General features: G+C 67.0%; 27 protein-coding genes. 6 read left to right on the forward strand and 21 right to left on the reverse strand.

Features of this window, described 5'->3' with window-relative positions; all coding sequences use genetic code 11:
- Positions 1–85 precede the first annotated feature (85 nt).
- The 4 genes from AC1DNE_RS21425 to argH are packed head-to-tail and all read right to left on the reverse strand — an operon-like array spanning position 86 to position 4,048.
- On the reverse strand, positions 86–916 hold the full coding sequence (locus AC1DNE_RS21425) for an ABC transporter substrate-binding protein (RefSeq protein WP_476765882.1): 831 nt from the start codon (positions 914–916) through the stop codon (positions 86–88).
- A 35-nt stretch (positions 917–951) separates the two neighbouring features.
- Complete coding sequence (locus AC1DNE_RS21430) at positions 952–1,746, reverse strand: amino acid ABC transporter ATP-binding protein (RefSeq protein ID WP_441472991.1); 795 nt, start codon at positions 1,744–1,746, stop codon at positions 952–954.
- Positions 1,743–2,636, reverse strand: coding sequence for an amino acid ABC transporter permease (locus tag AC1DNE_RS21435; RefSeq protein ID WP_441472992.1), 894 nt, complete (start codon positions 2,634–2,636; stop codon positions 1,743–1,745). The genes AC1DNE_RS21430 and AC1DNE_RS21435 overlap by 4 nt, the downstream gene beginning before the upstream one ends.
- Positions 2,633–4,048: an argininosuccinate lyase gene (gene argH / locus AC1DNE_RS21440; protein WP_441472993.1), complete on the reverse strand. Its 1,416-nt coding sequence runs from the start codon at positions 4,046–4,048 to the stop codon at positions 2,633–2,635. Before argH ends, AC1DNE_RS21435 begins: the two co-directional genes overlap by 4 nt.
- A gap of 94 nt (positions 4,049–4,142) precedes the next feature.
- Between argH and AC1DNE_RS21445 the strand changes: the two genes are divergently transcribed.
- Genes AC1DNE_RS21445 through AC1DNE_RS21455 form a run of 3 tightly spaced genes read left to right on the forward strand, consistent with a single transcriptional unit; the run spans position 4,143 to position 5,808 of the window.
- Positions 4,143–5,066, forward strand: coding sequence for a LysR family transcriptional regulator (locus AC1DNE_RS21445; protein WP_441472994.1), 924 nt, complete (start codon positions 4,143–4,145; stop codon positions 5,064–5,066).
- A 54-nt stretch (positions 5,067–5,120) separates the two neighbouring features.
- Entirely contained in the window at positions 5,121–5,507 is a 387-nt protein-coding gene (locus AC1DNE_RS21450) for a SpoIIAA family protein (RefSeq protein ID WP_441472995.1), read from the forward strand.
- A 16-nt stretch (positions 5,508–5,523) separates the two neighbouring features.
- A complete protein-coding gene (locus AC1DNE_RS21455; RefSeq protein ID WP_441472996.1) occupies positions 5,524–5,808 on the forward strand; it encodes a DUF3175 domain-containing protein in 285 nt (94 codons plus the stop codon).
- A 17-nt stretch (positions 5,809–5,825) separates the two neighbouring features.
- Here AC1DNE_RS21455 and AC1DNE_RS21460 read toward each other — a convergent pair whose 3' ends face one another.
- From AC1DNE_RS21460 to AC1DNE_RS21495, 8 genes are all read right to left on the reverse strand, one after another.
- On the reverse strand, positions 5,826–6,050 hold the full coding sequence (locus AC1DNE_RS21460) for a hypothetical protein (protein ID WP_476841183.1): 225 nt from the start codon (positions 6,048–6,050) through the stop codon (positions 5,826–5,828).
- A gap of 295 nt (positions 6,051–6,345) precedes the next feature.
- Positions 6,346–7,044 carry a phosphate regulon transcriptional regulator PhoB gene (phoB, locus tag AC1DNE_RS21465; RefSeq protein ID WP_265050013.1) on the reverse strand — a complete coding sequence of 233 codons (699 nt, stop codon included), beginning with the start codon at positions 7,042–7,044 and terminating at the stop codon, positions 6,346–6,348.
- A 16-nt stretch (positions 7,045–7,060) separates the two neighbouring features.
- A complete protein-coding gene (gene phoU, locus AC1DNE_RS21470) occupies positions 7,061–7,780 on the reverse strand; it encodes a phosphate signaling complex protein PhoU (RefSeq protein WP_441472998.1) in 720 nt (239 codons plus the stop codon).
- An 83-nt stretch (positions 7,781–7,863) separates the two neighbouring features.
- Positions 7,864–8,670, reverse strand: coding sequence for a phosphate ABC transporter ATP-binding protein PstB (gene pstB, locus AC1DNE_RS21475; RefSeq protein WP_441472999.1), 807 nt, complete (start codon positions 8,668–8,670; stop codon positions 7,864–7,866).
- 39 nt (positions 8,671–8,709) lie between these two features.
- The gene (gene pstA / locus AC1DNE_RS21480) at positions 8,710–9,594 is read right to left on the reverse strand and encodes a phosphate ABC transporter permease PstA (RefSeq protein WP_441473000.1); all 885 of its coding nucleotides are present in this window, start codon (positions 9,592–9,594) and stop codon (positions 8,710–8,712) included.
- 12 nt (positions 9,595–9,606) lie between these two features.
- Positions 9,607–10,581: a phosphate ABC transporter permease subunit PstC gene (gene pstC / locus AC1DNE_RS21485; protein ID WP_476765886.1), complete on the reverse strand. Its 975-nt coding sequence runs from the start codon at positions 10,579–10,581 to the stop codon at positions 9,607–9,609.
- 225 nt (positions 10,582–10,806) lie between these two features.
- A complete protein-coding gene (gene pstS, locus AC1DNE_RS21490; RefSeq protein ID WP_441473002.1) occupies positions 10,807–11,832 on the reverse strand; it encodes a phosphate ABC transporter substrate-binding protein PstS in 1,026 nt (341 codons plus the stop codon).
- Positions 11,833–11,945: 113 nt separating this feature from the next.
- Positions 11,946–13,001, reverse strand: a complete 1,056-nt coding sequence (locus tag AC1DNE_RS21495) for an ATP-binding protein (protein WP_476765888.1) — start codon at positions 12,999–13,001, stop codon at positions 11,946–11,948.
- A gap of 118 nt (positions 13,002–13,119) precedes the next feature.
- Here AC1DNE_RS21495 and ppk2 point away from each other — a divergent pair, with 118 nt between their 5' ends.
- Positions 13,120–14,073, forward strand: coding sequence for a polyphosphate kinase 2 (gene ppk2, locus AC1DNE_RS21500; RefSeq protein ID WP_476765889.1), 954 nt, complete (start codon positions 13,120–13,122; stop codon positions 14,071–14,073).
- A gap of 170 nt (positions 14,074–14,243) precedes the next feature.
- On the opposite strand, the gene AC1DNE_RS21505 is transcribed toward ppk2, so the two are convergent.
- From AC1DNE_RS21505 to AC1DNE_RS21540, 8 genes are all read right to left on the reverse strand, one after another.
- Entirely contained in the window at positions 14,244–15,530 is a 1,287-nt protein-coding gene (locus AC1DNE_RS21505; protein ID WP_441473005.1) for a TRAP transporter large permease, read from the reverse strand.
- On the reverse strand, positions 15,527–16,039 hold the full coding sequence (locus AC1DNE_RS21510; RefSeq protein ID WP_441473006.1) for a TRAP transporter small permease: 513 nt from the start codon (positions 16,037–16,039) through the stop codon (positions 15,527–15,529). Before AC1DNE_RS21510 ends, AC1DNE_RS21505 begins: the two co-directional genes overlap by 4 nt.
- A gap of 171 nt (positions 16,040–16,210) precedes the next feature.
- Entirely contained in the window at positions 16,211–17,203 is a 993-nt protein-coding gene (locus AC1DNE_RS21515) for a sialic acid TRAP transporter substrate-binding protein SiaP (protein ID WP_441473007.1), read from the reverse strand.
- A 219-nt stretch (positions 17,204–17,422) separates the two neighbouring features.
- A complete protein-coding gene (locus tag AC1DNE_RS21520; RefSeq protein ID WP_441473008.1) occupies positions 17,423–18,100 on the reverse strand; it encodes a GntR family transcriptional regulator in 678 nt (225 codons plus the stop codon).
- A 23-nt stretch (positions 18,101–18,123) separates the two neighbouring features.
- Positions 18,124–19,020 carry a dihydrodipicolinate synthase family protein gene (locus AC1DNE_RS21525; protein WP_441473009.1) on the reverse strand — a complete coding sequence of 299 codons (897 nt, stop codon included), beginning with the start codon at positions 19,018–19,020 and terminating at the stop codon, positions 18,124–18,126.
- Between the two features lie 76 nt (positions 19,021–19,096).
- Complete coding sequence (locus tag AC1DNE_RS21530) at positions 19,097–19,915, reverse strand: carbohydrate ABC transporter permease (RefSeq protein WP_441473010.1); 819 nt, start codon at positions 19,913–19,915, stop codon at positions 19,097–19,099.
- Positions 19,916–20,084: 169 nt separating this feature from the next.
- Positions 20,085–21,014: a carbohydrate ABC transporter permease gene (locus tag AC1DNE_RS21535; RefSeq protein ID WP_441473011.1), complete on the reverse strand. Its 930-nt coding sequence runs from the start codon at positions 21,012–21,014 to the stop codon at positions 20,085–20,087.
- A gap of 139 nt (positions 21,015–21,153) precedes the next feature.
- Positions 21,154–22,491: an ABC transporter substrate-binding protein gene (locus AC1DNE_RS21540; protein ID WP_441473012.1), complete on the reverse strand. Its 1,338-nt coding sequence runs from the start codon at positions 22,489–22,491 to the stop codon at positions 21,154–21,156.
- 201 nt (positions 22,492–22,692) lie between these two features.
- On the opposite strand from AC1DNE_RS21540, the gene AC1DNE_RS21545 reads away from it, so the two are divergent.
- On the forward strand, positions 22,693–23,550 hold the full coding sequence (locus tag AC1DNE_RS21545; protein WP_441473013.1) for an amidohydrolase family protein: 858 nt from the start codon (positions 22,693–22,695) through the stop codon (positions 23,548–23,550).
- Positions 23,544–23,999, forward strand: a complete 456-nt coding sequence (locus tag AC1DNE_RS21550) for an RbsD/FucU family protein (RefSeq protein ID WP_476765890.1) — start codon at positions 23,544–23,546, stop codon at positions 23,997–23,999. Before AC1DNE_RS21545 ends, AC1DNE_RS21550 begins: the two co-directional genes overlap by 7 nt.
- Here AC1DNE_RS21550 and AC1DNE_RS21555 read toward each other — a convergent pair.
- A complete protein-coding gene (locus AC1DNE_RS21555) occupies positions 23,977–24,489 on the reverse strand; it encodes a hypothetical protein (RefSeq protein ID WP_441473015.1) in 513 nt (170 codons plus the stop codon). The two genes, AC1DNE_RS21550 and AC1DNE_RS21555, sit on opposite strands and share 23 nt — an antisense overlap.
- Positions 24,490–24,667: the final 178 nt, after the last annotated feature.

The following is a 24,667-nucleotide window of genomic DNA, read 5'->3' on the forward strand; positions in this document are numbered from 1 at the left end:
TCCGGGATACCCGCCCAAAAATTACCCCGGCGCGGGCATGGCCCGGCCGGGGTGACGATCAATCGCGCCGAGCGGGTAAGTCCGCTCACTCGCCCTTGTTCAGGGTGATCGGCTTGATCGCGTTGTTGGCGAGGCCGTACTTCTGGATCAGCGCGTCATAGGTGCCGTTCGCCTGCAGCCGGTCGAGCGCGCCCTTGACGGCGTCGCGCAGCTGCGTGCCTTCCGCCGTCTTGGCGAAGGGGATGCCGGCGAGCGAATGGGTGAAGGGCTTGCCGAGCGGGATGTAGGTGTTCGGCTCCAGCTTCTGGAAGTGGCTCATCGTCTCGCTGCCCTGGACGCCGCCCTGCAGGCGCTGCGTCTTGAGCTGGGTGCGGGCGTCGACCGAGCCTTCGGTGCCGACCACGTTGATCGCCGGCTTGCCCTTGGCGACGCAATTCGCCTCGCTCCATTCGCCGATCTGGCGCGGCCAGTTGGTCGCGCGGCTGGCGCCGACGCTCTTGCCGCAGAGGTCTTCCGGGGTCTTGATCGTGTCGGCGAAGGCCGTGACCGTGTAGAACTGCGCGCCGGAATCCATGTAGTCGACGAAATCGGCGCTCTCGCGCCGCGCCGGCAGGTCGCTCATGCCGGCCATCACCGCATCGACGCGGCCGGTCTGCAGCGAGGGCAGCATCTGGGCGAAGGCGGTCTCCTGCCACTCGACCTTGACGCCGAGCTCCTTGGCGATGGCCTCGCCCAGCTCGATGTCGAAGCCGGCGAGCTGGTTGGTCGCGACGTCCTTGTAGGCGATCGGTGGATAGTTCGGCTGGGTCGCGATCACGATCTTGCCGGCGGTCTTGACGCGGTCCGGCAGGGCCTGGGCCTGCGCGGCAAGCGCTGTGCCGGCGAGCAAGGCCGCGGCGATGGTCAAACGAAGCATGGTTCTCTCCCGGTTGTGAACTGTTTGCGCCATCGTCACTTCAGGACGGCGGCGATGAAGTCGCGCGTGCGCGCCTGTTTCGGCGCAACGAGAACGGTCTGCGGCGGACCCTGCTCGACGATCTCGCCCTTGTCCATGAAGACGACGTCGTTGGCCACCTCGCGGGCGAAGCCGAGCTCATGCGTGACCACGATCATGGTCATGCCGGAGGCCGCCAGATCGCGCATCACGTTGAGCACCTCGCCGACGAGTTCGGGGTCAAGCGCCGAGGTCGGCTCGTCGAACAGCATCAGCTTCGGCTTCATCGCCAGGGCGCGGGCAATGGCGATGCGCTGCTGCTGCCCGCCTGAGAGCTCGCTCGGATAGGCGTCGCGCTTGTCGGCAAGACCGACGCGCTCCAGCAGTGCCGTCGCTTCGGCGACGATCTCCTTGCGCGGACGCTTCAGGACGGTGAGCGGCCCCTCGATGATGTTCTGCAGCGCCGTCATGTGGTTGAACAGGTTGAAGCGCTGGAAGACCATGCCGGTGACGAGGCGCTGGCGCGCGATCTCCGGATCGGTCAGCTCATGCAGCTCATTGCCCACGCGGCGATAGCCGATCAGCTCGCCATCGACGCGGATCGCGCCCTGGTCGATCTTCTCGAGCTGGTTGATGCAGCGCAGCAGCGTCGACTTGCCCGAGCCCGACGGCCCGATGATGCACTGGACCATGCCGGGCTCGATCGAGAGCGAGACATCGTTCAGCGCCTTCAGGTCGCCGAAGAACTTGCTGACGTTCGCGATTGCAACGATCGCACTATCGGCCACGGCCGTGTTCGCCACCGCGTTCATGCGGGCTCCTCCTGAACCGCGGTGCGCTTGGCGCGCCGCCCGACCCGCCCCTTGGAGAAGTGGCGTTCGAGGAAATACTGGCCGATCTGCAGCAGCGTCACCACGAGCAGATACCAGCCGGCAGCGACGATCAGCAGCTCGATGACGCGGGCATTGGCGTAGTAGATCGTCTGCGCGTTGCGCAGGATCTCGGCGTACTGGATCACGCTCGCCACCGAGGTCAGCTTGACCATGCTGATCACCTCGTTGCCGACCGGCGGGATGATGACACGCATCGCCTGCGGCAGCACGATCCGGCGCAGCGTCGTCAGCCGCGTCATGCCGATCGCCTTGGCGGCCTCGGTCTGGCCCTGGTCGACGGAGAGGATACCGCCGCGCACCACCTCGGCAGTGTAGGCGCCCTGGTTCATGCCGAGCCCGAGCAGCGTCGCCATGAACGGCCCGATGATGTCGATCGTGCGCCAGGAGAACAGGCCGGGGATGCCGATGGTCGGGAAGACCAGCGCCAGGTTGAACCAGATCAGGAGCTGCAGCAGCAGCGGCGTGCCGCGGAAGAACCAGATGTAGAACAGCGCCACGCCGCGCAGCACCGGGTTCGGCGACATGTACATGATGGCGAAGATCACGCCGAGCACGACGCCGAGCGTCATCGCGCAGACCGTCATGATCAGCGTGTTGCCGAGGCCCGCGATGATCGCCGGCGCGGTGAAGAACTGCCGGACCACCGGCCAGGCGATGTCGCCCTCGACAAAGGCCATGACCAGCCAGACGAGGATGGCGACGATCGCCGCGGCCGCGACCCAGCGCCCATAGAAGCGCCGCGGCACGATTCTCAGATGCGAGACCTGGGCGAGATCCCGGCTGCTGATCGGCGAAGTGGCGACGCTCATTGGCCCGTCTCCCGGCTCCAGGTTTCGAGGGCGGCGAGCTTGCCGCGGAAGCGGTCGATCTGTTCGCGCACGCGGTCGGGCGCCGTGCCGCCATGGCCGCTGCGCGCAGCGACCGCGGCATCGAGCGTCAGATGGTCGAGGACCCCGGCATCGAGCCGCGGATCGACCGCCCTGAGATCGACGGCGTCGAGCGATTCAAGCTCCCGGCCCAGTTCCTCGCAATAGCGCACCAGCGCCCCCGTGATCTCATGCGCCTCGGCGAAAGGCACGCCGTTGCGGGCGAGATGATCTGCCACCTCGGTCGCCAGCGCAAAGCCGGAACCGGCCTGGGCGCGCATCGTCTCGGCGTCGGCGCTCATGCTGGCGATCAGCCCGGCGAAGGCCGGCAGCACCTCTTCCAGCACGTCGACTGCGTCGAAGGCGGCGCGCTTGTCCTCGGCGAGGTCGCGGTTATAGGAAAGCGGCAGCCCCTTCAATGCGCCGAGCATGGCGACGAGGTCGCCGGTCAGCCGCGCCGCCCGGCCGCGCGAGATTTCCGCGATGTCCGGGTTCTTCTTCTGCGGCATGATCGAGGAGCCGGTGGCGAAGGCATCGTCCAGCGTCACCCAGGCGAATTGCCTGGAAGCCCACAGCGTCACCTCCTCGGCGAGCCGCGACAGGTTGGTCGTCAGCATCGCCGCGACGAACAGGAATTCCGCGACATGGTCGCGCGCGCCGACCGCGTCGACCGAGTTCTCGAACGGCTCGTCATAGCCGAGTGCCTTGGCGCTGAGCTCGGGATTGAGCGTGATCGCCGAGCCTGCAAGCGCCGCCGCCCCGAGCGGGGACTGGCCGGAGCGCTTTTCCCAGTCGGTCAGGCGCGAGGCGTCGCGCATCAGCACCTGGCCATGCGCCATCAGCCAATGGCCGAAGGTGACCGGCTGGGCGCTCTGGAGATGGGTGAAGCCGGGGCTGACCGAGGCCGCATGCAGCTCGGCCTGATCGGCGATCGCGGTCAGGAGTTCCGCCAGCATCGCCGCGAGCGAGCGCGACTTCGCGCGCAGATAGAGCTTGAGATTGTTCGCGGCCTGGTCGTTGCGCGAGCGCCCTGCCCGGAGCTTGGCGCCCGTCGAGCCGATCCGCTCGGTCAGGATGCGCTCGATGAAGGTATGGACATCCTCGTCCTGCGGGCCGGGCGTGATCCGCCCCTCGACCGTGTCCCGCGCGATCGCGTCGAGCGCGGTCAGGATGGTCTGGAGCTCCTGCGCCGTCAGCAGCCCGGCGCGTCCGAGTTCGGCCGCATGCGCCTTGCCGCCCGCAACATCCTGCGGCACCAGCCTCGCGTGCTCACCGGCCGCGCTCGACAGCTTCATCAGCCGCGGATCGGGCGGCTTGCGGAAGCGTCCACCCCACAGGCGCGTCGTCTGGTTCATGAGCTTGTCCTCCCGTTAGGGAAGAATGGCCTCTTGACCGAAAGCCCGGCAAACGAAACGATCTCCGCAGCGATAGTCCAAAAAGGAATACCCCATGGCCGCCGGCCGGCCTCCTCCGTCATCGACCGCTTTGCGAGCTTTCACCACGGTTGCAAGGCTGGGCTCGACCGCCCGCGCCGCCCTGGTCGTCAACCTGACGCAGAGTGCCGTCTCCAAGCAGATCCTGTCGCTGGAACACCATCTCGGTGCCGTGCTGTTCGACCGCAGCCCGCTCGGCCTCAAGCTCACCGAGGCCGGCGCGATCTATCTGCCCTATGCCGAAGCCGCGCTGGAGCAGATGGAGCGGGGCGCCCGGCGCCTCGCCGAGCGCAGCGCCATTGCCCGGCCGATCCGCCTGCACATGGTCGCCATCGTCGGCGAGCGCTGGCTGATGTCGCGCTTTCCGGCCTTCGCTGCGGCGCATCCCGGCGTCGACGTCCAGTTCACCAACTATGTCAGCGAGAGCGAGACCGAGGAGCCCGATCTCGACATTGCCCATGGCGTCCCGCCCTGGCCCGGCAAGGAGGCGCATTACCTCTTCGGCCGCGACGTTGCCCTCGTCGCCGCGCCGAGCCTGGTCGAGCGCATGGGCGGCTTTCGTCGTGCCGCCGATATCCAGAAGATGACGCTGCTGCAGCACTACCAGATGCCGACCTTCTGGGCCGAGTTCACCGAGGCCCACGACCTGCGCGGCGCGGTGCCCGAGCACACCGTGCGTTACGGCTACTATTCCGTGATCACCAGCGCCGCCGTCGCCGGGCTGGGCGTCGCTCTGATGCCGCGCTGCTATGTCGCCGACGAGCTGGCTTCCGGCGCGCTTATCAACCCGCTCGGCCTCGGCTTCACCAGTGCGACGGGCTGTTGGCTCACCCTCCCGGTTGGCCAGCCGCAACGCCCCGGCCTCGATGAATTCGTCGGCTGGCTGCGCGCCGAAGCGGCCCGGTTCGACGCCGCCACCCGTGCGCCCGCAGCGGCCTGATCATCGGGCGAAACTTCCGCTCTTGCCCCGCGTTGTCTGGAGCAAGGAGGAGCCATGTTCACCATTCTGCCTGCCCCGGACCATGTCGGCGCCTACCGCCTGTCGCAGACGCTGACCAGTGACGATCTCGATGGGATCATGGCCGATATCGAGGCGAAGCTCGCGCGACACGAGAAGGTCGGCATCCTCGCCGACCTCACCGATTTCACCGATATGACCCTGGCTGCCGCCTGGAAGGATGCGCGCTACAGCCTCGGCAAGCTCTGGGAGCTGCAGCGCTTCCCGCGCGAGGCGGTGATCACCGACAGGGGCTGGCTTGCCGCCTTCGTCGACCTGCTCAACCCAGCGATCCCCTTCGTGACCGTCCGCACCTTCAAGCCGGAGGAGTACGAGACCGCACTGACCTGGGCCGGTGACATCGAGGGCGGGCCAAACGCCTGACCGACAGGAGGACGCCATGACTGCCCACAAACGCAGGTGGTCGGCCGATATCACCACCCGGAGCAACGCGCTCGATCTTGAGAAGGCGGTGTTCAAGCAGGGCGATCCGCGACGGATCGCACGTTCGCTGAAGCGGTCGGCTGAACACAGCCGGCTCCGCAAGTCGAGCCCCTATCGCTCGGCGATGTCGATGCTGACTTTCTACATCAACCGCGCCGGCCGGAACCTGCCGGCCGAGCGGCGCAGGACGCTGGAAGCGGCCAAGCACAGCTTGCGCCGCCTCTTCTACCGAGAGGGCTGAGGCTCCTGCCGGCCCCTTCAGGGATCGTCCTGTAGGGGGCTTCTCGCGGGGCCGCCACCCTTGCGGGCCGGATCATGCAAGCGATGGCTGTCGCGCTCGCCGCCACCGCCCGAAACGCGAACCTGCCGGGTTTCGTCGTCGGCAGGCGGCTTGCGGATGCCCGGCGACTTCCTCGCATTCTCATGGGACGAGCCCGGGCCGCCGTGCCGGATGCTTTGCGGCGCCTTGGTCGAGGCCGACATGAGGCAGCCTCCTCAACGATCCTGCTGCAGACCCTGATGGCTCGTGTTGATGCGGGTGTTGCCCTGCTGGTCATGCTGGCCCGGCCGGCGCTCGCTCGCCACCTCCTAGCGCTGCGCATATCGTGCCCGGCATGATCCCGCTCGCCCGGGCCCTTGTCGCTTCGACTGGCCGGCGGGACTGGCGGCATCTTGCTCATGGCGACCTCCTCTGGCTCGCGCTGACTTTCAGGGTCAACGCGAGCGAGCAGGCGAGACTCACCGTAAGCTGCGATGAGGAGGAGAGCTGGAGCGCCGCTCAGCTGCGCGCAAAAGTCTCGTCGAAGGCGTAGCCGGCGCCGCGCACGGTACGCAGCGGGTCCTTGGTATTGGCGGGCGTGATCGCCTTGCGCAGCCGGCCGACATGGACGTCGACGGTGCGCTCGTCGATATAGACGTCGCGGCCCCAGACGGCGTCGAGCAGCTGGGCGCGCGAATAGACGCGGCCGGGCGCCTGCATCAGGAACTCCAGCAGCCTGAACTCGGTCGGGCCGAGATGCAACTCGCTGCCGGCGCGGCGGACGCGCCGTGTGGTGCGGTCGAGTTCGAGGTCGCCGGCGGCAAGCAGTCCCGCGACATGGCCCGGCTTGGCGCGGCGGAGCAGCGCCTGGATGCGCGCGATCAATTCCGGCAACGAAAAGGGCTTCACCACATAGTCGTCGGCGCCGGTCGCGAGCCCGCGCACGCGCTCGGTTTCCTCGCCCCGCGCGGTCAGCATGATGATCGGCACGCGCTCGGTGTCGCGCCGCGACCGCAGCCGGCGGCAGAGCTCGATCCCGGAGAGGCCCGGCAGCATCCAGTCGAGCAGCACGAGATCGGGGGTGTGGTCGCGCAGATGAAGCTCCGCATCGTCCCCGCGCGCCACGCTGTCCACCTCGAAGCCCTCGGCTTCGAGATTGTAGCGCAGCAGCAGGGTCAGCGGCTCCTCGTCCTCGACGATCAGGATGCGTGCGGCCATGATTCCTTGCCTCGCCTCAGCTGCCCGTGACCGCCTCGACTTCGATATTGGTCGTGTCGAGCTTCGGCCGGTTCACGTCGAGCGAGTCGCCGGTGATGAGGTAATGGATCGTCTCGGCGATGTTGGTGGTGTGGTCGCCGATGCGCTCGATGTTCTTCGCGCAGAACAGGAGATGCGTGCAGAAGGTGATGTTGCGCGGATCCTCCATCATGTAGGTCAGGAGTTCGCGGAACAGCGAGGTGTAGAGCGCGTCGATCTCGTCGTCGCGGCGCCAGACCTCGAGCGCCTTCTGCTCGTTGCCTGCGGCGTAGGCGTCGAGCACGTCCTTGAGTTGCGCCTGCACCAGGCGGCTGATGTGCTCGAGCCCGACCACGGCGCGGTGCGGCGGCTGGAACTGGCCGGCGATGGCGACGGCGCGCTTGGCGATGTTCTTGGCGAGATCGCCGACGCGCTCGATGTCGGCCGCGATGCGGATCGCCGAGATCAGTTCGCGCAGGTCGTTCGCGAGCGGCTGGCGCCGGGCGATGGTCAGCACCGCCTTCTCTTCGACGTCCCGCTGCAGGTTGTCGAGGCGCTGGTCGGCGGTGATGATCTTCTGGGCGAGGCCGGTGTCGCGGCGCACCAGCGCCACGGTGGAGTCGCCCAGCATGCGCTCGGCCATGCCGCCCATTTCGGCAAGACTGCGGCGGATGCCTTCGAGATCGGTGTCGTAGGAGCGGACGATGTGGTCGGTCATGGCGTTATCCTCAAAGCATTTTCAAGCGAAATCGGACCGGTTCGCGCGAAGAAAATGCGACAAACAAAGAACTCTGCCGCGGCTCAGCCGAACCGGCCGGTGACGTAGTCCTGCGTCTGCTTCTTGGCCGGGTTCATGAAGATGGTGTTGGTCGGCGCGAACTCGATGACCTCGCCCAGATACATGAAGGCGGTGTACTGCGAGATGCGTGCAGCTTGCTGCATGTTGTGCGTCACGATCGCGATCGTGAAGTCGCTCTTCAGCTGCTCCAGCAGGTCCTCGATCTTGCCGGTGGAGATCGGGTCGAGCGCGGAGGTCGGCTCGTCGAACAGGATCACTTCCGGCTTCTGCGCGATGGTGCGGGCGATGCACAGGCGCTGCTGCTGGCCGCCGGAGAGGCCCATGCCGGAGCTCTTCAGCTTGTCCTTGACCTCGTCCCACAGCGCGGCACGGCGCAGCGCCCCCTCGACACGGTCGTCGAGCTCGGACTTCGGCGGCTTCTCGTAGAGGCGGATGCCGAAGGCGACGTTGTCGTAGATCGACATCGGGAAGGGCGTCGGCTTCTGGAAGACCATGCCGACGCGCGAGCGCAGCTCGTTCACGTCGACGTCGTTGGAGATGATGTTGCGGCCGTCGAGCAGGATCTCGCCGGTGGCCTTCTGCTCGGGATAAAGCGAGTAGATCCGGTTGAAGATGCGCAGCAGGGTCGACTTGCCGCAGCCGGAAGGGCCGATCAGCGCGGTGACGTGCCGGTCGCGGAAATCGAGATTGATGTTCTTCAGCGCCCGGTGCTCGCCGTAGTAGAAATCGAGGTTCTTCACCGCGATCCGGACGGGCGCCTCGGCATCGAGCGTCTGCGGGGAGAGTTCAAGGGTCGAAAGCATCGACATGGTCCTCAAGGTCGGGCGCGACCGGGTTGGATTCAAGTCTTATTTGCCGCCAGCGACGACGCGGCGGGCAATGAGCGAAAGCAGCAGGATCGAGACCGTGATGATCAGCGATCCCGCCCAGGCGAGCTGCTGCCAGTTCTCGTAGGGAGCGGAGGCGAACTGATAGATCGTGACGGGCAGGTTCGAGACGCCGCCGGCGAGCGAGGGCGAGAACCAGAAATTGTTGTTCAGAGCCGTGAAGAGCAGCGGCGCCGTCTCGCCGGCGATGCGGGCGAGCGCCAGCAGGATGCCCGTCATCATGCCGGCCTTCGCCGCACGCCAGGTCACGGAGGTGATGACGACCGAAGGCGGCGCGCCCAGCGCGGCCCCCGCCTCGCGCAGCGGGCCGGGGACGAGGTTCAGCATGTCCTCGGTGGTGCGCACGATGACCGGGATCGCGATGATGCCGAGCGCGACGCCGCCGGCCCAGCCGGAGTAGCCGCGGAAGGGCTCGACCAGGATGACGTAGACGAACAGGCCGATCAGGATCGACGGCGCCGAGAGCAGGATGTCGTTGATGAAGCGGATCAGGTGCGCGAGCTTGGAACCCCTGCCGTATTCGGCGAGCCAGGTGCCCGCGAGAACCCCGATCGGGGTTGCGATGGCAATGCCGAGGAAGGTCAGCACGAAGGAGCCGACGATGGCGTTGGCGAGGCCGCCGCCTTCCGTGCCCGGGCCGGGAGTGACCGCGGTGAAGGTGGCGAGCGAGAGGCCGCCGATGCCCTTCACCAGCAGCATGCCGAGGATCCAGAACAGCACGAAGATGGCGCAGAAGGTGAAGCCGGTCGCGATGATCTTCATCAGCCGGTCGGCGGTGCGGCGGGACTGGCGCACGCGCCCCCAGGGGGTGTGCGGCAGCTCGCGGGGCGTGGTCGTCATGGTCATGGACGAAAGACCTCAGTAGCGCTTGACGCGGGCGACCAGCAGCCGCGCGATGACGAGGACGACGAAGGTGACGAAGAACAGGATGCAGCCCAGCGCGATCAGCGCGTTGAGCTGCAGGCCCATCGCCTCGTTGAATTCGTTGGCGATGCGCGAGGCGATGGTCGAGCCGGGATCGAGGATCGAGGCCGACAGGCGGTTGGCGTTGCCGACGACGAAGGTGACCGCCATCGTTTCGCCGAGCGCGCGGCCGAGGCCGAGCATGATCGCGCCGATGATCGAGACGCCGGCCTGCGGCACCAGCACGTGGCGCACGACCTCCCATGTCGTCGCCCCGATGCCGTAGGCGCTTTCGCGGAGCACGGAGGGGATCTGCTCCAGCATGTCGCGGGTGATCGAGGCGATGAACGGCACGATCATGAAGGCCAGGATCAGGCCGGCGGTGAAGATGCCGAGGCCCGAGGGCGAGCGTGAATAGAGGATGGTGCCGACGACCGGCATGCCCTCGACGATGTTCGAGAGCGGGATCTGCACATAGGCCGCAAAGAGCGGCACGAAGACGAACAGGCCCCACATGCCGTAGATGATCGAGGGCACGGCGGCGAGCAGCTCGATCGCGGTGGCGACCGGTTTCTTGAACCAGCCCGGCGCCAGTTGGGTCAGGTAGACTGCGATGCCGAGCGAAAGCGGCACGCCGATCGCCAGCGCGATCAACGCCGTCGAAAGCGTGCCGACGATGGCCGGCCAGGCGCCGTACTGCTCGTTCTGCGTATCCCAGACGCTGGAGGTGATGAAACCGAGGCCGAACTCGCGGAAGGCCGGCCAGCCGCCGATGATCATCGAGATCATGATGCCGGCGAGCAGCACCAGCACGAGCAGCGCCGCCGCGAAGCTGGCATTGCGGAAGAAGAGGTCGAACCCCGCCTTCGGCGTCTTGCGGGCGGCCGGCCTCGCGCCGGGGATGCTCGTCATGTCGGTTGCTGCGGTCATCCGCGGAGGCTCCGGTGTCGTGGCAGAGGTTGCCTGCAGCCGGTCACCCGACTCCGATCAACCTCAGCCCTCATCCTGAGGAGCGCTCCGCAGGAGCGTCCCGAAGGAGGCTCCAGTGCGCTCTGGATCATCCTTCGCGACGCCGCATACCGCGGCTCCTCAGGATGAGGGCTGCATGTATCGGTGAGGCGGGACTGGCCCGCCTCACCTTGTCGCTGGCAGCGATCAGAAGATCGGCTTGCCGGCGGTGTCGGTCACGCCCTTCCAGGCGTTGCGGACCTGATCCTTCACGGTCGACGGCAGGGCGACGTAATCGAGCTCGCTCGCCAGCTTGTCGCCGCTCTTGTAGGCCCAGTCGAAGAACTTCAGCGCGGCCTGCACCTCTTCCGGCTTCTCCGGCTTGGCATGGACCAGGATGAAGGTCGCCGAGGTGATCGGCCAGGCATCCGCGCCCTTCTGGTTGTTGAGCGAGATGCCGAAGCCCGGCTGCTCCTGCCAGTTGGCATTGGCGGCGGCTGCCTGGAAGGCCTTCTCCTCAGGAGCCGGGAAGTTGCCGTCGGCGTTCTTCACCAGGGCGTGGGCGAGCTTGTTCTGCTTGGCATAGGCGTACTCGACATAGCCGATCGAGTTGGCGACCTGCTTGACCGAGGCGGAGACGCCTTCGTTGCCCTTGCCGCCGATGCCGACCGGCCACTGGACCGACTGGTTGGCGCCGATCTTGGACTTCCAGTCGGCCGAGACCTTGGAGAGGTAGTCGGTGAACACGAAGGTCGTGCCCGAGCCGTCCGAGCGATAGACCGGGTTGATGTTGGCGTCCGGCAGGGCGAGACCGGCGTTGAGCGCCACGATCTTCGGGTCGTTCCACTTCTTGATGTCACCCAGATAGATCTGCGCGATGATGTCGCCCGAGAGCTTGAGCTTGCCCGGCTCGACGCCGGCGATGTTCACGGCCGGAACGACGCCGCCCATCACGGTCGGGAACTGGATCAGGCCGTCCTTGCTGAGGTCCTCGCCCTTGAGCGGAGCGTCGGTCGCGCCGAAGGCGACGGTCTTCGCCTTGATCTGGCGGATGCCGCCGCCCGAGCCGATCGACTGGTAGTTCAGGCCCGTGCCGGTGTCCTTCTTGTAGGCCTCGGCCCATTTCGAATAGATCGGGAAGGGGAAGGTCGCGCCGGCGCCGGTGATGTCGGCAGCCTGGGCGGAACCGGCGATCCCGACGGCTACGGCCGCGAGAACGAGAATCTTGCGCATTGAGATGTCCTCTCTGGGTCGCTGTTGACAGCTCCCCTGTCAGAACACCCCCTATATGACAGCCGGATGACACGTCGTCATGAAAACTGTCACAAAGCCGTTGAAGCGGCGGCTCAGCGGCCTGCGCGCTGGGCCTCGAAACGCGGCAGTATCGCCTTGAAGGTCGCCCCCTCGCCCGGCTTGCTTTCGATCGTCAGCCTGCCGCGATGGCGCAGCACGATGTGCTTGACGATAGCCAGCCCCAGGCCCGTGCCGCCCGCCTCGCGGCTGGCGGCGGTGTCGACACGGTAGAAGCGCTCGGTCAGGCGCGGCAGATGCTCCGGCGCAATCCCCGGCCCATCGTCGCGAACGTGGAAGCTGGCCTCATCCTCGCCGGCCTCGACGGTGATCTTCACCTCGCCGCCCTGCTTGCCGTATTTGATGGCGTTCTCGACGAGGTTCTCCATCAGTCGTAGCAATTCGTCGCGGTCGCCGGGGACCAGCAGCGGCTCGCGCGGCGTGGTGAGCGCCAGTGTGACCTCGCGCTCGCGCGCCATCAATGTGAGCGAGTCGACGATTTCGCGCGCGATGCCGGCGAGGTCGACCGGCGTGTCGGGCGCGACGTGAGCGCGCTGCTCGATACGCGAGAGCGAGAGAAGATCGTCGACGAGACGCGCCATGCGCAGCCCCTGCTCGCGCATGATGCCGAGGAAGCGCTCCCGCGCGCGCTCGTCGTTGCGCGCCGGCCCCTGCAACGTCTCGACGAAGCCGAGCAGCGAGGCCAGCGGCGTGCGCAGCTCATGGCTGGCATTGGCGACGAAATCGACGCGCATCCGCTCGATCACCCGCTGCTCGCTGAGATCCTGGAAGGTGAGCAGCGTCGGCCGCCGCCTTCCGCCGCCCAGCGCCGCGATGTGGATGCGGAAGGCACGCTCGAACGGCACCCGTTCGACGAGCTCGACGGTGTCGCGCCCGCCCTCATGCGCGACCTGCTCGATCGCATCGTTGAGGTCCGGGTCGCGCAGCACCAGTGCCAGGAACTTGCCGATCTCGAGCCCCGGAACAAGCGCGCGCATCGCAGGGCTGAGCGCCTGGGCGATGCCCTGCTCGTCGAGCAGCACCACGGGGACGCCGAGCGCCTCGATCATGGTCTGCATCGTCGCAGGAGAGGAAGGGGCAATGTCGGCCATGGAGCGCTCGGAACGAGCCGGCACCAGCCGGCCTGCCCTTCCTTGGGCGGAAGAAGGAGAGGCGTCAATTCCCTTCCGCACGTCAGCCGGCTAGGCTTTGCCCGAAGAGGAGGCAGCGATGGCAAAGAAATTCTCGGGTTCGAACGCCAACGCGCCGATCGCGCTGTCCGCGGGCGAGAGCGCCAAACCGGCGAAGGCCCGTCCCGTGTCCCCCAAGCTCAAGGGTTTCGACATCGAGGCCGACACGCTGCCGGAAGCCATCATCGATGCCGCCTATCACAGCGGCGACTATCCCTATGGCAAGCGGATGAAGCGCAAGCGCTACAATCGCGAGCTCGAGCTGCTCCAGATCGAGTTGCAGAAGCTGACGCGCTGGGCCTCCAAGCATGGCGAGCGCATCGTCATCGTCTTCGAAGGCCGCGACGGCGCCGGCAAGGGCGGCACCATCGGCCGCTTCACCCAGCATCTCAATCCGCGCCAGGCTCGCACTGTCGCGCTGCCGAAGCCCTCCGACACCGAGAAGGGCCAATGGTATTTCCAGCGCTATGCCAGCGAGATGCCGACGGCCGGCGAACTCGTCTTCTTCGACCGCTCCTGGTACAACCGGGCGGGTGTCGAGCGCGTCATGGGTTTCTGCACGCCGGACGAGACCGAGAGCTTTCTGCACGAGGCCCCCGTCTTCGAGGGCATGCTGGCGCGCGACGGCATCCGCCTGATCAAGCTGTTCCTGACCATTGGCCGCGAGATGCAGATGACCCGCCTGCACGCGCGCTGGCACGATCCGCTCAAGCGCTGGAAGCTCACGCCGATCGACTTCGAGGCCATCCCGCGCTTCGACGACTATTCGCGCGCCTTCGACGCGATGCTCGGCCGGACCTCGACCGAAGCCGCGCCCTGGCATGTCGTGCGCAGCAACGACAAGCTGCGCGCAAGGCTCAACGCGATCCGCCATGTGCTGAAGGCGATCCCTTACGCGGACAAGGACGAGGCCGCGATCGGCAAGCTGGACGAGGAGATCGTCATCCCCGTCGGCCGCTATCTCCACCATGGCGGCGAGCCGGAGAGCCGGTAAAGCCTGGCGTGATCCGCGGAACGCGGAAGTCATCCCGGACGGAGCGAAGCGGAGATCCGGGATCCGTGCCTGAACCCTGATCGGCAGCGCTCCGGCATGGATCCCGGGTCAAGCCCGGGATGACGACGCGGTTCCCGCTCAAAGTCATCAGGCTCCCGGCTGTTGCGCCCTCACGGCCCCATCACCTGGTTCGGCAGCCAGGTCGTCAGCGGCGGCCAGAGCGTGATCGCGGCAAGCACGACCAGCAGCGGTATGAGCCAGGGGAGGATCGCCTTCGACATCGTCTCGAACGAGACATTGGCGATGCGCGTCACCACGAAGAGCACCACGCCGATCGGCGGATGGATCGTCCCCAGGATCAGGTTCAGGATCATGATGATGCCGAACTGCACCGGATCGATGCCGAAGCTGTTCGCAGCCGGCACCAGGATCGGGATCAGGATCAGCATCGCGGCCAGCGCCTCCATGAAGCAGCCGACGACGAGCAGGATGAGATTGCAGACGAGCAGGAAGACGAGCGGGTTCTGGATCGTCTCGACGATCAGCGGCGTCAGCGTCTGCGGCACGCGCGAGATCGACATGCACCAGCCGAGCGCACCCGCCGCCATCACCAGCACGGCGACGAGCCCCATGGTCTCGACCGTGTCGATCAGGATCGGCCAGAGCTGCTTCACTTCCAGCGTGCGGTAGACGAAGAAGCCGAGGAAGAGGGCGTAGAGGCAGGCGACGGCCGCGGCCTCCGTCGGCGTGAAGATGCCGGAGAACATGCCGCCCAGGATCAGCGGCGGGGTCATCAGCGCGAAGAAGCCACTGAAGAAGGTCCGGCCGATCTCGCGAAAGCCCTTGAACTTCTCCTTCCGGAAGCCTTGGCGCTTGGCGATCATCGCGACCATGACCATCAGCGACAGCCCCATCAGCACGCCGGGAATGACACCGCCGATGAAGAGCCGTCCGATCGAGACGTCCGCCGTCACGCCGTAGATCACCATCGGCAGCGAAGGCGGGATGATCGGCCCGATCGTCGCCGCCGCAGCGGTGATCGCCGCCGCCGTCTCCGGCCGATAGCCGGCTTTGCGCATGGCCCGGATCTCGATGGCGCCCGAGCCCGCGGCATCGGCCACCGCCGAGCCGACCATGCCGGCGAAGATCATGCTGGTCATGATCGAGGCGTGGGCATAGCCGCCGCGCAGCCAGCCGATCACCGCCGTCGCGAATTCGACGATGCGGTCGGTGATGCGCGCCGCCGCGAGGATGTTGCCCATCAGGATGAAGAGCGGCGCCGCGACGATCGGGAAGGAGTTCATCGCCTGCGCCATCTTCTGCGGCACGATCGAGGCCGAGAAGTCGCCGATCAGCACGAAGGCGAAGGCGGCCAGCCCCATCGAGGCGAAGAGCGGGAAGCCGGCCAGGATCGAGAGCAGCCAGACGGCCGAGATCTTGAAGATCAGCGCGCTCATTCCGCCGGCTCCTGCAGCGTCACCGCGACCGGCGGATGGGGCGAGTTCCGCCAGTTGCGCAGGTTGCCGACGAATTCGCTGAGCCCCTGCAGCGCCGTCACGATCCCGGCCAGCACCATCGGCGCGTAGAGCAGCCCCATCGAGAGCGGCACGGTCGTCGCTTCGAGATCGTGGTTGGCCTCGACGAGATGCACGCCGTACCAGACGGTCAGCCCGCCGAAGACGATCATCGCGAGCTGCATGATCGCCTCGGCCGAGCGCCAGCTGCGCGCGGGCAGCATGTCGTGGAAGAAGCGGATGCGGATATGGGCGCGCCGCCGGCTCGCCAGAATCCACCCTGTCACCGCGACCCACAGCATCAGGAAGCGCGAGACCTCGTCGGTCCAGATCAGCGGCTCGCCGAGCGCGCGCGTGACGATGCCGAGCGTGACGACGACGAGCAGCGCCACGATGAGGATCGCCGCGATCACCTCCATCAGGCGGTCGAAAAGCCTGGACCAGCGCGTCATGCGGATGCCTTTGCGACAGTGGAGATCAAACGCGCGTCATCCCGGGCGCAGCGAAGCGGAGACCCGGGATCCATCCCTGAGCATTTCCGGTGGAAGTTCCGGCATGGATCCCGGATCTGCGCGGCTAAAGCCGCTTGTCCGGGATGACTCGCGTGGTTCCGGGTAACGCCTTCACAGCGCCTGGATGCGGTCCCAGAGCCCCTTGCCCCATTTGCTCTCGAACTTCGCCGGCACGCTCGCCAGCACCGGCTTGCGGAAGGCCTCGTTGTCGGGCTTCGTCACCGTCATGCCCCCCTTGGCCATGCTGTCGGCCAGGCTCTTCTCCTGCTCCAGGATCTCGTTGTCCTGCCAGGTCGCGGCCTTGTCGACGGCGGCCACGACGATGTCGCGGTCGGCCTGCGGGATCTTCTGCCAGGCCGCCTCGTTCACGATCACGAGCCGCGGCGTGATGATATGCGCGGTCAGCACGAGGTATTTCTGGACCTCCGCCAGCTTGGCCGAGGCGATGGTCGGCAGGGGATTCTCCTGCCCGTCGACCGCCCCTTGCGAGAGCGCGAGATAGAGCTCCGAGAAGTTGAGCGGCGTCGGCCGTGCACCCCAGGCTTCCGCCATGGCGCGGAAGGTGTCGACCTCCGGCACGCGCAGCTTGAAGCCCTTCATGTCCTCGACCGAGTTGATCGGCTTCTTGCCACTGGTGAGATGGCGCACGCCGTAATAGTTGACGCCGATCATCCGCATGCCGCGCTTCTCGACCAGCGCCTTGTTGAGCTCGTCGATCAGCGGCGACTTCAGCGCGCGCGTCATGTGCGCCGCATCTTTCCAGATATAGGGCGCCTCGATGATCGAGAGCTGCGGCACGAACTGGCCGAGTTGCGCGGCGCCCTCGGTCACCATCGTCAGGGCGCCGCTCGCGACGGATTCGACCATGTCGCGCGAGGAGCCGAGCTGCCCGTTGGGAAAGGACTGGATCTCGACGCGCCCGCCGGTCTTTTCCTTGATCTCGGCGCCGGCCTTCACCGCGCTCTGCGGCGAGGGGTGGGTCGCCGGCTGGCCATCGGCCCAGCGCAACACCAATTGCTGCGCCCGCAGGATGCCGGGCGCGAAGACAGTTGCGCCTGCAGCGGCCGAACCCTGCAGGAAGCTGCGCTTCGTCAGTTTCACCATTGTCGTTCCCTCCCTGTTTCGGGCCGCACCGGCCACCACAACCCTCATCCTGAGGAGCAGCCGAAGGCTGCGTCTCGAAGGCTGCTCCAGATGGTTCCGGAGCCTCCTGGATCATCCTTCGAGACGCCGCTTCGCGGCTCCTCAGGATAAGGGCTGTGGATGTCGATGACGGCTCCTCCCTGATCGCGGCCGGTTCTCCGGCTCGTCGTGCTGCTGTCGTCAGTATTGCATCGCCCGTGTGCGGGCGTTGCCGATATGAGCCGCCATCGCCTCGGCCGCGCGATTGGGATCGCGCGTCTCGATCGCCGCGATGATGGCGAGATGGTCCTGCATCACCGGCACGATGATGCTGTTGTGGATGCGCGTCTCGTATTGCCGGATCAGCCGGATCTTCAGCCAGGTGACGCGGAAGGCCTGGCTGACGATCTCGTTGTCGAGGTGATCGATGATCGCCTCATGCATCAGCCGGTCGACCTCCTCCGCGTCCTCGATCAGCCGCTCGTCGCCGCCGGCCTGCGCCCGGGCCACGATCGCCTCGTGTCGCGCGCGCTGCACGGCGATCTCGGCGTCAGTGGCGTTCCGGGCGTAGAGCGCCGTCGCCTCCTTCTCGAGGAAGAGGCGGAACTGGAAGGCGTTGCGGATCAGATTGAGGTCGACATGGGCGACCTGCATGCCGCGCTGCGGCACGGTCTTGATCAGTCCCTCCGCCTCCAGCCGCGGGATCAGCTCGCGGATCGCGCCGAGCGGAAAGCCCGTCATCGCCACGAGCTCGCGCTGGGTCACGAACTGGCCGGGCTTGATCTCGCGCGCCAGCAATCGCTCGGTGAAGGAGGCATAGGCGCGCTCCCTCAGCTTCAGCGGTTCGCCCTCGCGCGGTTCCTGCTCCGGCTGGCTCACGGTCCCTCCTTCCGGCGTCCTTCTCAGGCGGCCTTGGCCTGGGTGATCGAATCGAAAGCTGCAAAGAGCCGCTTGCGGGTCGCCTCGTCCAGCGCTTCCAGCGGCGGGCGCATCGCGCCATAGCCGGGATCGCCATGGATATGGCCGACCAGCGCCTTCACCGCCGCCAGCACGGGATGCGAGCAGATCTCGTCGACGAGAGCGTTCACCACCGGGCTGTCCTTGCCCTCGTAGACCATCGGGCGCAGCAGCTCCGGCACCAGATTGGCGACGCCGCAGATCGTACCCTCGGCGCCGTTGCGCACCGCCTTGGCGAGCTGGCGCTCGTCGCCGACGAGAATGGCGAGTTCGCCATGCGCCTTGAGCAGCGCCTCGGTGTTGGCATAGCTGCCGGACGAATCCTTGACGCCGACGACGAGCCCGGGGAACGCGGTCTTCAGCCGCTGCACCAGCCCGACGCTGATATCCACCGCCGTCACCGACGGGATGTGATAGAGCACGACGTTGCGCGCGGAGGGGCCGAGCTTCTCGAAGAACTGCGAGAACCAGGCATAAAGCCCGTCGTCGCTGACGCCCTTGAAGTAGAAGGGCGGCGCGACGAGCAAACCCTTCGCCCCGGCATCGAGCGCCAGTTGCGCCTGCTCCACCGCCTCATGCAACGAGGCCGCCGCGATGCCGGCATAAATCTGCTTGGCAGGATCGATCCCCGCCCCGATCAGCGCTCCCATCATCGCCGTCCGCGCCGGCAGCCCGAGCGCCGCACCCTCGCCCGTCGTGCCGAACAGCGTGACGGAGTCGCAGCCACGAGCCAGGACATGGCGGGCATGATGGACGAGGCGCGGCAGGTCGACGGCGCCCCCCTCCCGCATCGGGGTCGTGATCGCGCAGGAGAGGCCGAAGCGGTTCTTGTCGGTGGCCATGTGAGGGACTTTCAGAGCTGAATGGTGACTGACATGTTAGTATGAAGACAGAACCGCCCACAAGCGATCCTCGAAGTTAACCGTCCTTGAGGCCCCCGGCCGAAAGTCCGGCGACGATCTGGCGCTGCGCGATCACGGTGACCATCAGCACGGGAAGCGTGACCAGCAGCGCCGCTGCCGCCAGCGGCCCCCAGGAGATCTGCTCGAAGGTCAGCGAATTGTAGACGGCCGAAGGCAGCGTCCGGCTCCCCTTACCGCCGAGCACCACCGAGAAGATGAAATTGTTCCAGGAGAAGATGAAGGCGAGGATGCCGCCGACGACGATACCGGGCTTCGCCAGGGGCAGCGCGACATGGCGGAAGGCCTGCCAGCTCGTCGCGCCGTCGATGCGCGAGGCATCCTCCAGCTCCATCGGCACGTTCTCGAAATAGCCGATCATGATCCAGACGATGATCGGGATGGTGATGACGAGATGGGTGATGACCAGCGCCGTGATCGAACCCACCAATCCCGTGATCTGGAACAACAGGAAGAGCGGGATCAGGTAGGACAGGGCCGGCGTCATCCGCGCGACCAGGATCAGCACCGCGAATTTATGCGCCTTGCCGCGCGCGATGCCGTAGCCGGCCGGCACGCCGACGATCAGCCCGAGCAGCACCGCACCGCCCGTGACCAGGATCGAGTTCCAGAGATAGAGCCCGAAATTGTTCTGGGCGAAGACGTCGACATAGTTCTTCAGCGTCGGCGGATTGGGGATGAAGATCGGCGGGAAGGCGGTGTTGTCGAGCTCGTTCTTGAGCGACAGCGAGATCATCCAGAGGAAGACCAGCACAGCCGGCGAGACCAGCACGAAGACCGAGGCCCAGAAGCCGACTTTCTTGAGCGTGCGGTTCATGGGCGATTCCTCCCCCCGCCGACGACACCCTCGCCGTCATCCCGGGCGCGGCGAAGCGAAGACCCGGGATCCATGCCTGAGCCTCGAAGGACCAGCGTTCCGGCATGGATCCCGGGTCTCCCTGCGGTCGCCCGGGATGACCGCGCGTTCTGGATCGGGAGCAGGCCCATCACGCGTTCCACTTCGACTTCTGCCGCGCATAGAGCAGCAGCAGCGAGAGCATGATGATGATGACGAAGAAGATCACCACGACGGCCGAGGCGTAGCCGATCTTGTAGAACTGGAAGGCCTGCAGATAGAGGAAGATGTTCAGCGTCTCCGACGCCGTGCCCGGCCCGCCCTGCGTGATCACGAAGATCGTGTCGAAGGCCTTCAGCGCATCGATGGTGCGGATCACGATCGCCACCATGATGAAGGGCCAGACCAGCGGCAGCGTGATGTGCCGGAACATGTGCCAGTCATTGGCGCCGTCGATCAGCGCGGACTCGTAGGGCTCGCGCGGCAGCCCGGCCAATCCTCCGAGCACGATCAGCATCACCAGCGGCGTCCAGTGCCAGACCTCGACCATCACCAGCGTCGGGATCACCGTCGACGGCTCGTAGACCCAGCCGGACGGCCCGATGCCGACGAGCGAGAGCAGGTAGTTCAGCACGCCGAGCTGCGGATGGAACATCATCGTCCAGACCAGCGCGACCGCGACCGGCGTCGCCATCATCGGCATGACGAAGATCGTGCGCAGCAGGCCCCGCATCGGGAACTCGCGGTGGAAGACCAGCGCCGCCGCCGTGCCAAACACGATCGGCAGGACCACGGCCAGTACGGTGAAATACAGCGTATGCCCCATCGACTCGATGAAGCGCTGGTCCTTCATCAGCTCGGCGAAATTGCCGAGGCCGACGAACTCCACGCCGCCGCCGATCTTCCAGTCCTGGCCGGACATGTAGAGCGTGAACAGCCAGGGGAAGACGATCACGGCAGCAATCACCAGCACGGCCGGCAGCGAGAACAGCCAGTAGCGCGGCGTGAAATCCGCCGAGGCCGCTGCGTTGGCCGCAGGTGTCGTGCTGACGATGCTGGCAGGCAGGGACGTGCTGGTCATGCGTTCTGCTTCGTTGGGAACCCATCGTCATGCTCGCCCTTGCGGCGAGCATCCACGTCTTGAACACGGTACGCGATCCAGGAAGACGTCGATGGTCGGGACGAGCCCGACCATGACGCCTCCCGCGTCGCGCGTTCCCTCACCCCTGCTCGCTCTTGGCGAGCACCGGAGCGAAAGTCTCGGTCGCCTTCTTGAGTTCGGCCGCGACATCCGCCCCGCCGATCGCATTGGTCAGCGCCACGCCGAAGACGTCGCGGAACTCGGTCACCGGGACGATCTGCGGCAAGCCGGCCCGCGCGATCTTGGCCGAAGCGAGCAGGCACTCGAAATACTGCTTGCCGAACTTCGACTGCTGGATCGTCTCGGTGTCGAGATAGGCCGAGGAACGGCCGGGCGCGCCGGCGCCGGCCTTGAGCATCGCGATCTGGTTCTTCTTGTTGGTCATGAACTGGAGGTAGAGCCAGGCTGCCTCCTTCTTCGAGGAGCCGCGCGAGATGCCCATGCCGTCGGCGAACATGCCGGCGTGATGTGCCTTCGGCCCAGGCGGCGTCACGCCATAGCCGACCTTGCCGACGATGCGCGACTTCGACGGGTCCTCCAGCGGCGTGGCAAAGCCGATGCCGTCGAGCCACATCGCGGCGCGGCCCTGCATGAAGGTGGTCTGGCACTCGTTCCAGTTGAAGCCGACCTGCCCGGCAGGACCCGTCTCCTTGTTGAGCTTGCGATAGAGATCGGCCGCCCAGATCGCCTCCGGCGTATCGGTGAGCAGCTTGCCCTCCGGCGAGGTCGTCTCCATGCCCTGTCCGAGCATCAGCGATGTCCAGACCGGGACGTTGGCGTTCTTCAGGCCGCGCGAGACGAAGCCGGCGATGCCCTTGGCGGGATCGTGCAGCTTCTGTGCGACGGTGAACATCTCCTCCATCGTCTTCGGGTAGGCCACGCCCTTCGCGTCGAAGAGCTCCCTGTTGTAGTAGACCATCCAGTAATCGACGAAGAACGGGATCGTATCGAGCGCCCCGTCGGCCTGCCGCGCATAGGCGACCGGGCCGGCCCCGAAATCGGCGAAGTCGAAATCCGGAGCGGTCAGCGCGGCGTTCTTGATGTAGGGATCGAGGTTCTCGAACCACTTGCCCTTGGCCGCCATGCGCTTCTGGACATGGAGCGAGATGCCGCTGACGTCGAAGCTCGGCTTGCCCGAGGCGAACTCGATCACCGCCTTCTGGCGCTGCTGCTGCTCCGGCACCTGCTCGGACGAGACCTTGATGCCGGTGAGCTCGGTGAACTCCTTCTCCGCCTGCTGCATCAGGTCGGAGCGCGGGTTCTTGACCAGCAGCACGTCGATCGACTGGCCGGAGAACTTCTTCCAGTCGAACGCTCCCTGCGCCTGCGCCTTCCGCAGCACCAGCGGCGAGGCGAGTGCGGCGGCCGCGCCACCCAGCAGAACACGACGGGTCGGCTTGAGAATGCTGTCGGTCATCGGCGTCCTCCCCAGGACTTGAATACGGCCCGTTTCGGGCCTTTGATGTCGCGCGGAGCATGAGGCGGATATCGCCTCGATCTTCCGCGATCGGGCAGGACGCTATTCTTCTTTCAGGCCGGTTGCAAGCTAACATGTTGGCGTGCACATAGTGTCGTCATACCGCCCCGTGCATCCGCTTGAATCCGCGAGAGCCGCCCCGTGACGAGCCCGCCCCGCATCGATTCCCACCAGCATTTCTGGCGGCTCGCCCGTGGCGACTATGGCTGGCTGACGCCAGCCCTGAAGCCGATCTACCGCGATTTCGAGCCCGCCGACCTTGCTCCGCATCTTGCCGAACACGACATCGCCTCCACCATCCTGGTCCAGGCCGCACCGACCGAAGCCGAGACGCGCTTCCTGCTCGACCTCGCCGCCGCCACCCCCTTCGTCGCCGGGGTGGTCGGCTGGGCGGATTTCGAGGCGCCGGATGCCCCCGCCCGCATCGCCGCGCTGGCGGCGGACCCACTGCTGGTGGGCCTGCGCCCGATGGTGCAGGACATTGCCGATCCGCACTGGCTCGCGCGGCCCGAGCTCGCCCCCGCCTTCGCGGCGCTGAAGCAGCACGGCCTCGTCTTCGACGCGCTGGTCAAGCCGCCGCAGATCCCGGCCCTCCTCACCCTGCTGGAGCGCGAGACGGAACTGCCCGTCGTCATCGACCACGGCGCCAAGCCGGATCTCGCCGGCGCCGACCTCTCCGACTGGCGCGGCGGCATAGCGGCGCTGGCGGCCCGGCCGAACACCGCCTGCAAGCTCTCCGGCCTCGTCACCGAAGCCGGGCCGGGCTGGACCGACGCGGCGCTGGCACCGGCCGTCGCGCATCTCCTCGCCTGCTTCGGCCCGGAGCGCCTGCTCTGGGGCAGCGACTGGCCGGTCGCGACGCTCGCCGCCTCCTATGGCCAATGGCGCGCCGCCGCCGAGCGGCTCACCGCCACGCTCTCCGAACCGGAGCGCGCCGCGCTCTTCGGCGGCAACGCCGCCCGCATCTATCTGACGAACAGGGGCCGCCGCCCATGCTGAAGAACCTCGATCCCGTGCTCTCCGCCGATCTGCTCTGGGTGCTCGCCGCCATGGGCCATGGCGACGACCTCGCTTTGGTCGACGCCAACCACCCGGCCGAAACCATCGCCAGCGCCACCACGAGCGGCAGGCTGATCCGCCTGCCCGGCCTGACGATGCAGCGCGCCGCGCGCGCCGTCCTCTCGGTGCTGCCGATCGACGATTTCGAGCCGGAGCCGCTCCGGCGCATGGAGGTGGTGGGGGATGCGGCGGCGCTTCCCGAGGTGCAGCGCGCCGTGCAGGCCGAGATCGACGCGGCGCTCGGCCGCTCCGAACCGCTGGCGGGCATCGAGCGCTTCGCCTTCTACGAGGCGGCGCGGCGCGCCTTCGCGGTGGTGCAGGTCGGCGATCCCCGCCCCTATGGCTGCTTCCTGCTGCGCAAGGGCGTCATCGCCGGCGAGCCGGGCTGAGCGCCCGCCCCGGCCGCGACAGAAACGCGCCGTCGCGCTCGGCATCCCGCGCCTGCCGCACCTGCGCGGCATGCGCGGCCTCGTCGCAAGGCGGCCGCGGCCGCGCGGCGCGCTTCGCCTTGACGGCCGCCGGCGGCGTGGATGCGGGCGGTGGCGCCGGCTGCGGGGTTTTCGTTCTCGCCTGCTCGTCCGCGTCGAGACGCCGCCGCGCCTCGCGGTCGGCCTCCTCGGGGCCGAGCCCGGCGCTGCGCGCCGTCATCGCGAGACGGAGATATTGCTTGTCGGTCTCGGGCATCGCGGCGAAGAAGTCGCGCATGCAGGCGCCCGGATCGGGGTTGTGGCAGGTGCCGCCGCGGCGACAGGCCTTGTGCTGGCAGAAGGACCAGACCTTGAGCGCATCGACGATCATGCGGTGCTGGCGGGCGCGCTGCCGCTTGTAGTCGGCTTCCCACTGCGCCTGCTCGGGCGTCTGCGAGGATTCCCACGTCATGATCCTGCTCCCCGTTCCTCGTCGCCCCGTCTCGCGTCATGCCCGGGCTTGGCCCGGGCATCTTCGAACAGGAGGCCCCGGAGCCTTGTCCGGCCCGCGATTCTCGCCCCCCCTCGGGTCACCCGAGAATGACGGGCGTGGGGCCCGCATTGACGCGCATGCCTTCGCCCGCCCGCGC

The organism is Allobosea sp. 05L423 (assembly GCF_056397745.1).